This window comes from Gammaproteobacteria bacterium (assembly GCA_024235095.1).
Classification (GTDB): Bacteria; Pseudomonadota; Gammaproteobacteria; order Competibacterales; family Competibacteraceae; genus UBA2383.
In genome coordinates this window covers 26,702-42,317 of sequence record JACKNC010000002.1, presented here as the reverse complement: position 1 = coordinate 42,317, position 15,616 = coordinate 26,702, and the positions used below count along the sequence as shown (strand labels likewise).

At 57.4% G+C, this 15,616-nt stretch carries 11 protein-coding genes; 6 read left to right on the top strand and 5 right to left on the bottom strand.

Annotated features, from left to right (window positions below; all coding sequences use genetic code 11):
• Window positions 1-65 precede the first annotated feature (65 nt).
• The gene (gene mutS / locus H6973_13360; protein MCP5126576.1) at window positions 66-2,657 is read left to right on the top strand and encodes a DNA mismatch repair protein MutS; all 2,592 of its coding nucleotides are present in this window, start codon (window positions 66-68) and stop codon (window positions 2,655-2,657) included.
• A 119-nt stretch (window positions 2,658-2,776) separates the two neighbouring features.
• Window positions 2,777-4,552, top strand: coding sequence for a dihydrolipoyl dehydrogenase (gene lpdA / locus H6973_13355; GenBank protein ID MCP5126575.1), 1,776 nt, complete (start codon window positions 2,777-2,779; stop codon window positions 4,550-4,552).
• A 68-nt stretch (window positions 4,553-4,620) separates the two neighbouring features.
• On the opposite strand, the gene H6973_13350 is transcribed toward lpdA, so the two are convergent.
• Entirely contained in the window at window positions 4,621-4,878 is a 258-nt protein-coding gene (locus H6973_13350; GenBank protein MCP5126574.1) for a hypothetical protein, read from the bottom strand.
• A gap of 85 nt (window positions 4,879-4,963) precedes the next feature.
• Complete coding sequence (gene ettA, locus H6973_13345; GenBank protein MCP5126573.1) at window positions 4,964-6,628, bottom strand: energy-dependent translational throttle protein EttA; 1,665 nt, start codon at window positions 6,626-6,628, stop codon at window positions 4,964-4,966.
• A 364-nt stretch (window positions 6,629-6,992) separates the two neighbouring features.
• Here ettA and H6973_13340 point away from each other — a divergent pair, with 364 nt between their 5' ends.
• Entirely contained in the window at window positions 6,993-7,463 is a 471-nt protein-coding gene (locus H6973_13340) for a cache domain-containing protein (GenBank protein ID MCP5126572.1), read from the top strand.
• 103 nt (window positions 7,464-7,566) lie between these two features.
• Here the strand turns inward: H6973_13340 and H6973_13335 are convergent, their stop codons facing one another.
• The 3 genes from H6973_13335 to H6973_13325 form a co-directional block, all read right to left on the bottom strand.
• Window positions 7,567-8,403, bottom strand: a complete 837-nt coding sequence (locus H6973_13335) for a hypothetical protein (protein ID MCP5126571.1) — start codon at window positions 8,401-8,403, stop codon at window positions 7,567-7,569.
• Between the two features lie 25 nt (window positions 8,404-8,428).
• Window positions 8,429-8,944 (bottom strand): DUF4123 domain-containing protein, encoded by a 516-nt coding sequence (locus tag H6973_13330; GenBank protein ID MCP5126570.1) that lies wholly within the window; start codon window positions 8,942-8,944, stop codon window positions 8,429-8,431.
• Between the two features lie 76 nt (window positions 8,945-9,020).
• Window positions 9,021-11,396, bottom strand: coding sequence for a type VI secretion system tip protein VgrG (locus H6973_13325; GenBank protein MCP5126569.1), 2,376 nt, complete (start codon window positions 11,394-11,396; stop codon window positions 9,021-9,023).
• A 186-nt stretch (window positions 11,397-11,582) separates the two neighbouring features.
• Here H6973_13325 and H6973_13320 point away from each other — a divergent pair, with 186 nt between their 5' ends.
• The 3 genes from H6973_13320 (at window position 11,583) to rng (ending at window position 15,585) form a co-directional block, all read left to right on the top strand.
• The gene (locus H6973_13320; GenBank protein ID MCP5126568.1) at window positions 11,583-13,103 is read left to right on the top strand and encodes a type VI secretion system contractile sheath large subunit; all 1,521 of its coding nucleotides are present in this window, start codon (window positions 11,583-11,585) and stop codon (window positions 13,101-13,103) included.
• A 354-nt stretch (window positions 13,104-13,457) separates the two neighbouring features.
• Window positions 13,458-14,033 carry a septum formation inhibitor Maf gene (gene maf, locus H6973_13315; GenBank protein ID MCP5126567.1) on the top strand — a complete coding sequence of 192 codons (576 nt, stop codon included), beginning with the start codon at window positions 13,458-13,460 and terminating at the stop codon, window positions 14,031-14,033.
• Window positions 14,034-14,070: 37 nt separating this feature from the next.
• Window positions 14,071-15,585 carry a ribonuclease G gene (rng, locus tag H6973_13310; GenBank protein ID MCP5126566.1) on the top strand — a complete coding sequence of 505 codons (1,515 nt, stop codon included), beginning with the start codon at window positions 14,071-14,073 and terminating at the stop codon, window positions 15,583-15,585.
• Window positions 15,586-15,616 lie beyond the last annotated feature (31 nt).

Sequence of the window (15,616 nt, the reverse complement as noted above, 5' to 3'; positions counted from 1 at the left end):
ACTGAACAGCGATTGCTTCAATTCAGAGCCTCTGAAAAAACCGACTGCTTACCTCGGTTGCACTCATGAAAAAACCTGCAACACTCGCCCCCGATCCCGACTTCTCCCAACACACTCCGATGATGCAGCAATACCTGCGCATCAAGGCCGAGCATCCCAGCATTCTGCTGTTCTACCGCATGGGGGACTTCTACGAACTGTTCTACACCGACGCCCAGCACGCCGCCGAACTACTCAACATCACCCTCACCACCCGCGGCCAGTCCGCTGGCGCGCCCATCCCCATGGCCGGCGTCCCCTTCCACGCCGTGGAAAGCTACCTCGCCAAACTGGTTAAACTTGGCCAATCCGTGGCCATCTGCGAACAAATCGGCGATCCCGCCACCAGCAAGGGACCGGTCGAGCGCCGAGTCACGCGCATCGTCACCCCCGGCACCCTGACCGACGAAGCCCTGCTCGACGAGCACCGCGACAACCTGCTGGCTGCGCTGCATCAGGTCAAAAACACCTGGGGTCTGGCTCATCTAGACCTGAGCGGTGGACGGTTCACCGTCACCCAACTGCACAGCGAAACCGCCTTGCTCAGCGAGTTAGAGCGCTTGAAACCGGCAGAACTACTGATTCCCGAAGACTTCACCCCACCCGGCGTTTGGCGCGACCATCCCGGCCTGCGCCAGCAAGCGCCCTGGCATTTCGACCGGGACAGCGCAGCTCGGATGTTGTGCAACCAATTCGCCGTTCACAATCTCGATGGCTTCGGCTGCGCCGACCAACCGATCGCAGTCGCCGCCGCTGGTTGCCTGCTGCAATACGTCAAGGACACCCAACGGGCGGCGCTGCCACACCTCACCGGATTGCGCGTCGAACGCCACGAAGACAGTGTGATTCTCGACGCCGCCAGTCGGCGTAATCTGGAACTCGAATACAGTCTGAGCGGCACGCCGGAACACACGCTCCTCGGCATCCTTGACCGCTGCGTGACGCCGATGGGTGCGCGACTACTGCGGCGCTGGATACATCGGCCCCTGCGCGACCAGACCCTGCTGCGCCAGCGCCACGCCAGTCTCCGGCAACTGCTGGACAATGGCGGTTACGAATACCTGCGCGGCGTGCTCCGGGGAACTGGCGATGTCGAACGCATTCTAGCCCGGGTCGCCCTGAAATCGGCCCGGCCCCGCGATTTGACCACCCTGGCCGACGCGCTCGGTCGCCTGCCGGGTCTGCAACAGTTTCTGAAAGTCTGCGACGCGCCCCTGCTGCGGGAATTGGCCCAACGCGCTGGAACCCATCCCGAAATCTGCGATCTGTTGAACCGCGCCATTGTCCAAAATCCCCCGCAACTCATCCGCGATGGCGGCGTGATCGCGCTCGGTTATGATGCCGAACTGGACGAACTGCGTGGGCTAAGCGAGCGCGCCGATCAATACCTGATCGATCTCGAAGCCCGCGAACGCCAGCGCACCGGCATCACCAACCTCAAGGTCGGTTTCAACCGGGTGCATGGCTATTATATCGAAGTCAGCCGCACCCAAGCCCAGGCGGTGCCGCCAGATTACCATCGCCGACAGACCCTGAAAGGCGCAGAGCGCTACATCATCCCGGAATTGCAGGAATTCGAACACAAGGTGCTGCACGCCCAGGAACGGGCGCTGGCGCGGGAAAAGGCGCTGTATGACGGGTTGCTGGAACAATTGCGGATTCAATTGGCCGGTTTGCAGGCCAGCGCCGCCGCCCTAGCGGAACTGGATGTGCTGAGCAACCTGGCGGAACGCGCCGCCGCTTTGCAGTGGCATCCTCCAGAATTGGTGGACCAACCCGGTATCGCTATCACCACCGGACGGCATCCTGTCGTCGAACAGGTGCTAGACGAGCCGTTTGTCCCTAATGACTTGTATCTGGAACCGGAACAACGCCGGATGCTAATCGTTACGGGTCCAAATTTGGGGGGGAAGTCGACCTTCATGCGCCAGACCGCCCTGATCGTGTTGCTGACGCATCTGGGCAGCTTCGTCCCTGCCGAACGTGCGGTGATCGGCCCCATCGACCGCATTTTCACCCGCATCGGCGCCTCCGACGATCTGGCCGGCGGGCGCTCGACGTTTATGGTGGAAATGAGCGAAGCAGCCAACATCCTGCACAACGCCACACCGCACAGTCTGGTGCTGATCGACGAAATTGGACGCGGCACCAGCACCTTCGACGGTCTGGCGCTGGCTTGGGCCTGCGCCGCACACCTGGCCCGCACTGTGCGCGCTTTCACCCTGTTTGCGACCCATTACTTCGAGCTAACCCGCCTGCCGGACGAACAATCGGGCATCGCCAACATTCATCTGGACGCGGCGGAGCATGGCGACAGCATCGTGTTTCTGCATCGGGTGCAAGATGGACCAGCCAGCCGCAGCTATGGCCTGCAAGTCGCCGCCCTGGCGGGTGTGCCGCCCGTAGTGATTCAGCAGGCCCGCCAGCGCCTGCGACTGCTGGAGCGGCAAATGCTGCGCCGGGAATTACCCGCGCGCCCAGAAGTAAAGCCGCAATTGACCTTATTCGGCGCGGAGGTTCACCCAGTCGTTGCCGTGCTGGCCGATCTCGATCCCGAAATGCTGACTTCGGAACAGGCGATGGCGGAGTTGCAACGATTGAAGAGGTTGCTGGATTAGGTTGTGTTGACGTTCACAGGCGAAGAATGAAGTGAACGATGATCTGAGCGACTATACTTTTTCCAAATCCCGGCAAACCGCTGCCGGCCCCCGTTCAAGCCCGAGACAAGATCAAGACTATGAACCCATTGGTTGAAGTAAAAGTCCCCGACATCGGCGATTTCAAGGACGTACCGGTTATCGAAATATTCGTCAAGCCTGGCGACGCCATTAAGGTTGAAGACCCAATTATTACCCTGGAATCGGACAAAGCCAGCATGGAGGTGCCTTCCACGGTCGCCGGCAATGTCGCTGAGGTCAAGATCAAAATTGGCGACAAAGTGTCCGAGGGTTCGTTACTTATCACGGTGGAAGCCGCTGAAGCGGCTCCCAGTCCCGCTCCCGCCAGACAAGAGACATCTACGCCGGCTCCCAAACCCGCAGCCCCTGCGCCCGTTGCGGGCGTGTTCTCCGGCCAAGTTGACCTCGAATGTGAAATGCTGGTGCTGGGCGCGGGTCCCGGGGGTTACTCCGCTGCGTTCCGTTCCGCCGATCTCGGCATGAAGACTGTACTCGTGGAGCGCTATCCCAGCCTGGGCGGCGTGTGCCTGAACGTCGGCTGCATTCCCTCCAAGGCGCTGCTGCACGTTGCGGCGGTCATGGACGAAGTAGCGCATTTTGCGGATCTAGGCGTGTCGTTTGGCGCACCGACCGTCGATCTTGACAAACTGCGCGCGCACAAAGCCAAGGTTGTTAGCAAATTGACGGGCGGCTTAGCCGGCATGGCCAAGGCGCGCAAGGTAGAAACCGTGCGCGGTTATGGTCACTTCCTCGACCCCCATCACCTGGAAGTTGAACTGACGACCGGCGCCGGTCAGGACAAGACCGGCGATAAAAAGATTATCCGTTTTCAGAACTGCATTATCGCCGCTGGTAGCCAGGCCGTGCATTTACCCTTCATTCCCGACGACCCGCGCATTGTCGACTCCACTGGCGCGCTCGAACTGCCCTTCATTCCGAAACGGATGCTGGTGCTGGGCGGCGGCATCATCGGGCTGGAGATGGCCACGGTCTATTCGACGCTAGGCGCGCGTATCGAAGTCGTCGAAATGCTGGATGCACTCATGCAAGGGCCGGATCGCGATTTGGTCAAAGTGTGGGAGAAGAAGAATGCCGCACGCTTTGACAAGATTATGCTAAAAACTAAAACGGTCGCGGTCGAGGCCAAGCCCGAAGGACTGCTCGTTACCTTTGAAGGCGACCATGCACCCGCCGAGCCGCAGTTATATGACCTGATTCTGCAATCGGCTGGCAGGACGCCCAATGGCAACAAGATTAGCGCCGATAAGGCGGGCGTTGCCGTCACAGACCGAGGTTTCATCAACGTGGACAAACAGATGCGCACCGATGTGCCGCACATCTTCGCCATTGGCGACATCGTTGGTCAACCGATGCTGGCCCACAAAGCCGTGCATGAGGCGCACGTCGCCGCTGAAGCTGCCGCTGGCCAGAAGAGCTTCTTCGACGCCCGAGTCATTCCTGGCGTGGCCTACACCGATCCCGAAGTGGCCTGGGTCGGTCTGACCGAAGCGGAAGCCAAACAGCAAGGCTGCAAGGTTGGCGTCGGTAAATTCCCCTGGGCGGCCTCCGGACGCGCCATCGCCAATACCCGCGACGAAGGGTTTACCAAGCTGATTTTCGATGAGGAAACCCATCGCATTATTGGCGGCGGCATCGTTGGCACACATGCCGGCGATCTGATTAGCGAGTTGGCGCTGGCGATTGAAATGGGCTGTGATCCGGTCGATATCGGCAAGACCATCCATCCTCATCCGACGCTGGGTGAGTCGGTGGGCATGGCCGCCGAAGTCTTCGAGGGCGTTTGTACGGACTTGCCGCCCATGCGGAAACGGTGAATCGTGATTTGTAGGCGTCGACTTGCTGGCGATTTTACGAATGATTGCCAGCAGGCCGGTTCCTACAGTCAGTAGAATTGCGCATTCCCCCCGCCCGTTTGCGTGAGAAGGGTTGCGGGAAACGGCGAATCACTACCGGCCACGGCATCGCTAGCCGCGCCGTGGTGATGAACAAACTGTTGCAACAGAAATTCCTCATCACACGGCGTCAGATCAAAGCGCAAACTGGCCTGTTCAACGGTGGCGAGGGTGCAATGCCCCTGCTCGGCGATCCATTGAAACGCATGGCGTAAAGCCTCACCTTGGGGAATCAGTGGTCTTAGCATGACGATGTCCATCCTCATAACTTTAGTTCTTCTGTAGACCCCAAATAGCCAGATTTATTTCATGGAAATATTTAACCTGGACTCTCTAAGCCAGCTTTCGATACTTGATCCGGTGCGGTTGATCCGCTTCCACGCCCAACCGTCGCTTGCGGTCGGCTTCATAATCCGCGTAGTTGCCTTCAAACCACACCACCTGGGAATCGCCTTCAAACGCCAGGATATGGGTAGCCACGCGGTCCAGGAACCATCGGTCATGGGAAATAATCACCGCGCATCCGGCAAACGCCAATAGCGCCTCTTCGAGCGCACGCAACGTCTCCACATCCAGGTCGTTGGTCGGTTCGTCCAACAGCAACACATTACCGCCGCTCTTCAACAACTTGGCCAGATGCACCCGGTTGCGTTCACCACCCGACAGATCCTTAACGAACTTTTGCTGGTCGGGTCCCCTGAAGTTGAAACGCCCCACATAAGCCCGGGAATTCGTCTGATAACTACCGATAGCAATCACATCCAGTTCATCAGAGATTTCCTGCCAGACCGTCTTATTCGGCGCCAGACTATCCCGCGATTGATCGACATAGGCCAGCTTCACGGTATCGCCAATCCGCAGTGTTCCACTGTCGGGTTGCTCTTGTCCAACCAGCATCCGAAATAGGGTGGTTTTACCTGCGCCGTTAGGGCCGATAACGCCGACGATGCCGCCCTTGGGCAGATTGAAGTCCAGATCCTCAATCAGTAACCGGTCGCCAAAACCCTTGCGCAAGTGCGTCGCCTCGATGACCAAATCACCCAAGCGCGGCCCCGGTGGAATATAGAGTTCCTGGGTTTCGTTGCGCTTTTGAAATTCCTGCGACTCCAGATCCTCAAAGCGGGCGACGCGCGCCTTACTCTTGGCGTGGCGACCCTTGGGATTGGCGCGCACCCATTCCAGCTCGGCTTTCATTGCCTTGATATGCGCCGTTTCCTGCTTCTCCTCGATCTCCAGACGCTTCTCCTTCTGATCCAGCCAGGACGAGTAGTTGCCTTCCCAGGGAATGCCGCGACCTCGATCCAGTTCCAGAATCCAGCCGGCGACATTGTCCAGGAAATAACGATCATGGGTCACGGCCACTACAGTACCAGGATATTCCTGGAGGAAACGCTCCAGCCAAGCCACGGATTCAGCGTCAAGGTGATTGGTCGGTTCGTCCAGCAACAACATGTCGGGTTTGGACAGTAACAATCGGCACAACGCGACCCGGCGTCGTTCACCACCGGAGAGTTGGGCGACATCCGCATCCCAGGGCGGCAGGCGCAGCGCATCCGCAGCGACGTCCAGAGTGCGGTCCAGGTTATGACCATCCGTTGTTTGCAGGTAGGCTTCAAGATCCGCCTGTTCAGCCGCTAACTTGTCAAAGTCAGCATCGGGGTCCGCATAAGCAGCGTAGACTTCATCAAGCCGGGCTTGCGCGGCCTTGATGGGCGCAACCGCTTCCTCGACATTACCGCGCACATCCTTGGCAGTATCCAGGTGCGGCTCCTGCGGCAGAAACCCGATGTGGATGCCCGGCTGGGGGCGAGCCTCGCCGAGAATATCAGTATCGACGCCGGCCATAATCCGCAGCAGGGTGGATTTACCGGAACCGTTCAGGCCCAGAACGCCAATTTTGGCGCCGGGGAAGAAGGACAGCGAAATGTCCTTGAGGATTTCCCGCTTGGGCGGTACGAGCTTGCCCACGCGGTTCATGGTGTAGATGTATTGGGCCATGCGATCTCATTGTCGGGTGAGTGGAACGAAAATGGCGGTCAATCTAACCATTGATTGCCCCGGCGTAAAGGGAAAGCTATAGCCTTGTTTGCTGATAGCCTCACATTCCAGAATTCCCCTCCTTTTCAAGAAAGAGGGATGGCGCGAAGCGCCGGGGTAGTTTGGAATGCGGGCTAATCAGGTTGCGAGACCATAACCCCCACTTAGATTTCTGTCGCACAACCTGTGTGCTAAAAACCGCAGAAAAAAGCCAGTTTTTTGCTATAATAAACATAAAACAGTGGAAGTTCTTTACCCTTGGGACAAGATGCCTAAACAGTGTTTCGACTTTAGTAACTTAATGGAAAGTCCAAAGGAGGACGATATGTTTAGGGGAGTCGCAGGTACGTTGTTAGTCATCCTTTTCGCTATGATGGGATTAGCCTACGCAGCTGAACGGGGTACGCCAGAAGAAGCGAAGATGATGGTGGAAAAAGCCGTGGTTTACCTGAACGAGCAAGGCAAGGATCAGGCCTTAGCCGAGTTCAACAAACCTGATGGCTTGTTCGTTAAGGGCGATCTCTATGTTTTCGCCTACAACATGGATGGCGTGATGGTCGGCCACCCTAACCCCAAGTTGATCGGGGTAAACCTGCTGGACAAAACCGATAGCAAGGGGAAACTGTTCCGCAAGGAAATCAACGAGCTTGCAAAAACCAAGGGATCAGGATGGGTGGATTACACTTATCTAAATCCGGTAAGCAAGCAGGAAGAGCCGAAAACAACCTACATTCAGAGAGTAGATGACCTTATCATCTGTTGCGGTGCGTATAAGTTGCCTGCTCAGAATCAGTGAGATCATAAAGGGCGGAATAGTCAAAGACGTTTATTCGAGCTGATTCCGCCCTTTGCAGACCCGCTAGGTCTCGCGCGCGGGGGAGAGAGTGGAGCCGAAACAGCTAATCCGCTTTTTCAATAATGCGCCGGTAGAGTTTGGCGGATCGCATCTCCAGGTCCGCAGTCAAATCAGCGCGTTGGGAACAACCCGGCGGACATTTCGCCAAGTGCTTCCGCGCCGCCGCGTACAATGCCTCACTCTTTTGCTTTGGGTCGCTCAAATCCGGATGCGTCAGGGTAGCGGACGCCCACGGGTATAGGGGATCGCGATCAAAGCCAGCGCCCAGCACGAACACAAGCGACAAATAGATCATCGCGCCACGTTCGGTGGTCAAATCGTGTTGCTTAGCGGTGGCATAGCCGTGACGCACCAAATTGCGCAGGATGTCGTCACCCAGCGCTTGATATTTTTGCGGCGCCAACGCTTGCAATAGCAACAACAAGCGGTGACCAATGCTGGGCGCTTCCGGCAGGCTTTCGAACACTTGCGGTTGCTGAAACAGGCCGATGGTTTGGCGCAAATACTCATTTTCCGGACCGACCATCGAATCAAGCAGCGTCATCGCCTGATCGTAAATCGGCGCCATGCGCACCAGCGCCGTTTCCGGCGCCTGATCCTTGAGCAACTCCTCGACCCAGGGCAATTGGGGGTCTGCATCGAAATGGCTACCCAACAGAAACATCAGGCTGACGTAAAGATAAATATCGCGCTCGGAAATCAGTTGATAGCGCTCGGCCCGCTCCAAACACAGGCGAATGACCGCGCGCGTCCCATCATCGCCCAGGATCTCGCAATGTTTGGGAAAAAATTTTTGCAGATGCTCATGCACCCGGCTGGCGAAATTCTTGACGACGGCCTGCTCGAACACCGCCATTTGCTCTTGACGGATCATTAACATGGTTCGATTCCTCTGCTCCCTCTGACTACATCAAGGCGACGGATTCGCTGCCAAGCTGTTCGCCATCCAGCGAGAATCTTAACAGAATACCTGGTTCCTCGCTCTCGACCAGATAGCGCAATACCGGGCCAAACACCGTCCGTAATTCCTTGGCGTTACATGTTGGCAGATAGATGCGCAGCACCCGGGGATCGTAATAACGGAATTCCAGGGGTTCGAGTTCCGGCCCGTAGACCTTCAGAAATGAGCGCAAATGATCGCGCAGGGTGCGCAAATTGACCCGGCTGACCACGAAAATCCCCCAATGACGACCCCAGCCTTCTTCCAGCACCCATTCGGCAAATGGCGTGTCCGGCTTGAACACTGCCAGATAGGGAGCAACCTGAGCTACATCCGGCTCCAGTTCACCGGGAAACAGACAAACGGACTCAACACGCAAACGATCCAGCATTTGCGGCAGGTTCGGCGCTGATGCGCCATCCAGCACGGCGTAGACCGTGGTCTCGGGTAGAGTAAACAAATGCTCTTGTAAGTTATTCATGGAAACCGCATCGGGCATGGTCTGTGCTTCGGACAGTGGATTTCGCTGCGTTCATCCACCCTGCAAATCTACAAATCTACCGCTGAGTGCGCTGCTGCTCCTCAGCACGCTGCTGTTCCTGCGTCCGTTGCTGCTCTTCCTGGGTGCGTTGTTGTTCCTGCGTCCGCTGCTGCTCCTGCGTCCGCTGTTGATCCTGAGTGTGTTGCTGCTCTTGAGCGGGCTGCTGTTCCTGCGTTTCCTCGGTGGTCTGGGTGAATGGCGCACCCGACTGGGCGGCGCTTTTTTGCACTTTGGCTTGTGGCGCCTGATAGCCGCCCACGGTAACGGAATCCAGGGATTGAGCGGCTGGCGCTTGCACCGGATTCGCCTCGGCGCTGGTTACTTCACCAGCTTGATCGTCCGCGGCTTCTTGCGGTGCGGTCGGTGCGGTCGGCGCATCTGGGGAACTGCCTGAACCGGAGCCTGCCGAACCGCTGCCGCTGTTGATCATCACCATAGGGCTACCCGCGATTTGCACCATGGGCGCGCCGCTGATGGTAATGCCGGTTGGGCCAAGGTCAATAAAACTGGCACCGGCTTTGATCGTCAACTGCATCCCGGCTTCGATCACCACCTTCATTCCGGCCTTGAGATGGATCTCCATGCCGGCATCCAGGGCATGATTCTGCCCCACCTTCTCCTGCTGGTTCATGCCCACCTTGAGCGACAGAGTACCATCAATCTTCTGGTTGCAATTACCAACGACCTGTTGATGTTTCTCGCCAGCCACCTTTTCATACTGATCTCCTGCGCCGCCATCGCCGGATTTAACGATGAGATGTTTTTCACCTTCAACCTGCTCAAACTGTTTTTTCTTGACGATCAGGTGTCGCTCGCTGCCGATCCATTCCCGGGCATCGTTCTTGATGCGAATATCCTCGTCGCGCTCGCCATGCAGAAAGATTTGCTCCTTGCCCTTGTCATCCTCGAAACGGAATTCGTTGAATCCGTCCCCGCCCTTGCTGGAAAGGCTCTTGAGCGTGGACATGGTTTTCTTGTCCGGCAGGGTATACGGCGGAAGGTTAGCGCCGTTGTAGACCCGGCCAGTGATGATCGGTAAATTGGGATTACCCTCCAGGAAATCGACGATCACCTCCTGGCCAATGCGCGGCAGATACAGCGCGCCCCACTTCTTGCCTGCCCAACTCTGGGCGACCCGAATCCAGCAGGAGCTTTTTTCGTCGGCGCTGTCATGCCGATCCCAATGGAAATGGCATTTCACTCGCCCATACTGGTCGGTATAAATCTCCTCGCCGCTGGGACCAACCACGATAGCGGTTTGCGGCCCCTGCACCACCGGCTTGGGCGTAATGCGCGGCGCGCGATAGGGTTGCTGAGCGTCAATCGCAGTAATCCGAACCTGATAAGGCTTGCCGACCCATTCCGGATTGGGAATGGATTCATAGGGATCGGATTGCATCTCGTAACTGGCGCTTACCACCAGATACTGGCGATTCTGATCCTGGCGTCCGGAGTTGGTCAGGCTGAACAGATAGCCGGTAGCGACCCCGCGCGCCACGCCCAGCCCTTGCAGAATCTCATGTTGCGCCAGCAACTCCTGCAGGCGAATCTTGGTGTAATTATCGCCATCGCCGGGATCGGTGTACTCGCCGGGGTAATCGTAAACTTCGAACTTGGCCATCGCATGACTCTTGGGCATGGAGACCACCTTGCGCAACGGCTTGGTCGGTTCGGTAAAGTCGAAGTCGTTCAGGGAATATCCCCCGGGTTGCACCTGCTTTTGCATGGTCCATTCATAAATATGATCGCGTTCCTTCCACTGCATGACGTCGGGTGGATAGTAAGGCACCTCGTCGTAATTCGGAAACGCGCCGTGTGCGCTGTAGTCATCAGCCAGCACCATAAGATGCTTACCGTTTTCGTGCTTGAAGTAGTAGTAAATCCCAGCCTGTTCCATTAACCGGCTGACGAAATTGAAATCCGTTTCCCGATACTGCACGCAGTATTCCAGCGTCGGATACGAACCGCTGAGGGACTTCTTGAAATCCGTGAAGCCCTGTTCCTGGAAAATCGCCTCGATGATCTGCGGAATGGTCTTGTCCTGGAAAATCCGACAATCTGAAGTACGGGTCAGGAACCATAGCCAGGGGCTAAGGGTGGCCCGATACGCCCCATAGCGCATACCCCGCATGCCCAGGTAGCTAAAGCGGGTGACGAAACCGTTGAAGTAGCGGGTTCCGCTACCGCGCGCTTCCGGCAACTGCATGCGCACCGTCATGTTCTTGCCGAGCACTTCCGTTAATTCAATATCGGTGCGCTCGCTGAGCATCTCCAACTCATACTCGAACAACCGTCCGAGTTGCTCGGTCGCAATCATGCGATAGAAAAGCAGAACATCCTCGCCGAGCGGGGTGTTGACCGCGAATATCCGGTGTTTTTGCGTGGCAGACATGGTTCCAGACTCCAAAAGGGAGTAGCGCTTGTCAAGATTGCAGGGGGTTACCAGGAGCCACCCCAAGCGCAACTGAATGAATATGAGTTTAGCAGCAAATTCTGGTCGGGAAGTTGCCCTCAAAGGGGTAAAATGCAGTTAGACTTACTGATCGTTCTGTATTTTCCTGATGGGGGAACAAAAACCATGCCAGGTCGAATGGAATTCCAGTTTAACGTACCCAAATCCAGAATAAACTCGCCGACCCGCCGGAATCCAGCGACGCCATTACACATCCTGATCATGGCCGATTTTAGCGCCCGCGCCCATCGGGAAGCGCCCGGTCCGCTGATCGATCTGGCCAACCGCCCCCTGTTGGCGGTCGATGTAGACAATCTGGATGCAGTGATGGCCCGGTTGGCGCCGAAACTGCGGCTGACGCCAACGCTCGATCACGGCGCGGCGTTGACCATTGGGTTCAACCAACTCGATGATTTTCACCCCGACGCGCTTTACCAGCGGTTGGATGTGTTTCAAGCGTTGCGCCGAACCCGCGCCCGGTTGTTGAACCCGGCCAGTTTTGCCCAGGCCGTCGCCGAATTGACCCCCTCGCCGCCCATCGGGACCATCCAGAATGAGCCAGCGCCGACCGAGGGCGAGGCCGAATTGCTAGAACGGTTACTGGGACAAGCGCCGACGCAACCGGTGGCGGCGCGACCTACTGACGCAGGCGCAGCCGCCATTCAATCCCTGGTGCAAGCGATTGTGCAACCGCACATCGTCCATACCGACGCACGACAACCCGCCTGGGTCGCAGCGGTGGATGCGACGATTGGCGATCAGCTGCGCATGATCCTGCATCAACCGGCGTTCCAGGCCCTGGAAGCGACCTGGCGCAGCTTACAGGGCTTGATCGCTGATCTGGACAGCGATGCAGTGCGCGTCTCCCTGCTTGACGTTACCCGACAGGAATTACTGACCGATCTGCGCAGCGCCGGCGGCGATCCAAAAGCCACCAGCCTTTATACTCTGCTGATCGACCAGGGTGCGCGGATGCCAGATGGACCATCCTGGTCGCTGCTGGTCGGCGACTACCGCTTCGCCGCCGGCCCGGAAGACATCGCCCTGCTGGCAGCCCTGGGTTCATTGGCCGCTCACGCCGGCGGCTCCTTTTTGGCCGAGGCCGCCCCGGAATTACTTGGCGCAGACTCGGCGGCGGCGCTGACTGACCCAGGGCAGTGGGAAACGTTGGATACTGGCCAGGAAGAGAATTGGCAGGCCCTGCGGCGTTGCGAGATAGCTTCCTGGCTAGGGTTGGCCTTGCCACGAGTCTTGTTGCGGCTGCCCTATGGTCGCAAGACCGATGCGCTGGAACATATCGAATTCGAGGAAATGCCCGGCGGTCGCGATGCTGAGGCCTATCTGTGGGGCAATCCAGCTTTCGTCTGCGCGCGACTGATTGCCGCAGCGTTCGTGGAAAGGGGTTGGGACTTCAGTCCAGGCGATGTGCTGGAATTGGACGATCTACCGGCGCATATCTACGAAGAGGCAGGTGAACGGGTCATGCAACCGGCGACCGAGGCGCTGCTGGGCGAACGGGCGATGCAAGCGACGCTGGCCAGGGGACTCATGCCGCTCCTGGGGCATCGCCAGCGCAACACGGTCCGGCTGGCGCGCTTTCAATCGCTGGCGGAACCAGCCACGGTTCTAGCCGGGACCTGGGGTTGAAGTCTTGCAAGGAGTACGTTCTTGACATCCTCCCCTCCCTGAAAGCAGGGCTGTTAAATTCTGTCGAGACCGTCTAAAACCCAATAAACGACCCCGCAGCAAGCTACGGGGTATTTAACAGACGATACCTCGCAGCAAGCTGCGGGGTATGTATCCCGAACGGCAATCAATGAGCCATGCTTTAAGCTATAGTTTTTCACAGTAATATCCGGACCAACAGTTTTCCCTCTCCTTGGCCGGGCTAGCCTGGACTCCGCTATGCCCCATCCTGGCTACACATTCCTGTGCATTCCCCAATCACGAATCTGGATAGTTAATCTTGTGCCAGAGTATCAAGCCATTATAAACCTCGCCATGTCTTTCATCTACCTTGCTTCCGCATCGCCGCGTCGCCGCGAACTGTTGCGCCAGATTGGCATAGCTTATCGTCTGTTGCGGGTCGAAGTGGACGAGATGCCGCGGCTCGAAGAATGCGCCCATGATTATGTCGCTCGCCTAGCGCGGGCCAAGGCACAAACCGGCGCGCAAATCCTGGGACGCAGAAAGTTGGCGCCGGTGCTGGGTGCAGATACATCAGTAGTCAGCGACGGGACGATTCTCGGCAAGCCGCGTGACCGGGAGGAGGGCTTGGCCATGCTGGCGCGCCTGTCCGGTTGCGAACATCGGGTTTTGAGCGCGGTGGCCCTGGCAACCCCAACGCGAATCGCGGTCAAAATCCAGGAGAGCCGGGTCCGTTTTCGCGAATTGACCCACGCCGAATGCGTGGCCTACTGGGAAACCGGCGAACCTTGCGATAAAGCTGGCGGCTATGGCATCCAGGGTCGCGCGGCAATGTTCATTGCGGAACTGCGCGGCAGTTACTCTGGAGTGATGGGCCTGCCACTGTTTGAAACCGCGGAATTGCTGCGCGAATTCGACCTGATTTTCTGAAACCATCCAACTTTAAATTTTAAATGGAACCCGCGGTATGACCACACGCGCCGAAGGCGGCACGGGCGACGAAATTCTGATCAACATCACCCCTCGCGAAACCCGGGTTGCGGTGGTAGAGAACGGCGTCCTCCAGGAAATTTTAATCGAACGAGCAGGCCGGCGCGGCTTGGTCGGTAACATTTATAAGGGCCGGGTCGCTCGGGTGCTGCCAGGCATGGAAGCCGCGTTTGTGGATATCGGCCTGGAACGGGCTGCATTTCTGCACGTCTCCGATATCCGTCCCGAATGCCGGTTTGAATCCTGTCTTCCTGATACTCCCCCTCACCTTGCTGGAGGCGCGGCTATGCCGGTGATTACCGACTTGGTGCGCGAGGGTCAGGAATTAGTGGTGCAGGTGATCAAGGACCCGATCGGCACCAAGGGCGCGCGGTTGACTACCCACATCACATTGCCATCCCGGTTCCTGGTATTCCTGGCTGATTCCGACGTGGCGGGCGTATCCGTCAAAATCGACGGCGAACGCGAACGGCAACGTTTGAAGGAGGTCGTCAATGCCTTCCGCGCCGAGTTTGGCGGCGGCTATATCGTGCGCACCGCGGCGGAAGGCATAGAGGCTTGGGCATTGCGCGCCGATATGCAATTCCTGCAACGCTTGTGGAGCTCCATTCAGGATCGGATCCGCGAAACCAGCGGTATCATGACATTGTATGAAGATCTACCGCTGGTGCTGCGGGTGCTGCGTGATTTTGTCGGCGATAATGTGGAAAAGGTGCGGATCGATTCGCGCGAAACCAGTCAACGCATGTTGCAATTCGCTGAAAAATTCGTTCCAGAAATGGTCTCGCGCCTGGAACATTACCCCGGCGAACGGCCGATTTTCGAATTGTATGGCATCGACGATGAAATTCAGCGAGCGCTTGGCAAAAAAGTTCACTTGAAGTCAGGTGGTTATCTGGTGGTCGATCAAACCGAGGCCATGACCACGATTGACGTAAATACCGGCGCTTATGTCGGACATCGCAATCTGGAAGAGACGATTTTCAAGACCAACTTGGAAGCCGCGGCGGCAATCGCTCGACAGCTGCGGCTGCGTAACTTGGGTGGGATTATTATTCTGGATTTCATTGACATGGCTAGCGAAGAACACCGCCAGGCTGTGCTGAAGGCGCTGGAAAAACATCTGGAAAAGGATCGCGCCAAAAGTCATATTTCCCAAGTCTCGCCTCTGGGGTTAGTGGAAATGACGCGCAAGCGCACCCGCGAGAGTCTGGGACAGATTCTATGTGAGCCATGTCCGCTGTGCGATGGACGCGGTTCCATTAAGACGGCAGAGACGGTGTGCTATGAAATTTTCCGTGAACTGTTGCGCGAGGCCCGCCAATACTCGCCGCGCCAGTTCGTGGTGCTGGCCGCGCCGGATGTGGTGGATGTGATGCTGGATCAGGAATCACACAGCGTGGCGCAACTGGAAGCATTTATTGATATACCTATCAAGTTTCAAGCGGAAGTGCTGTATACCCGTGAGCAATATGATGTAGTGTTAATGTGATCTTTGAAATAGCATTCGTCGATTTTGGTCC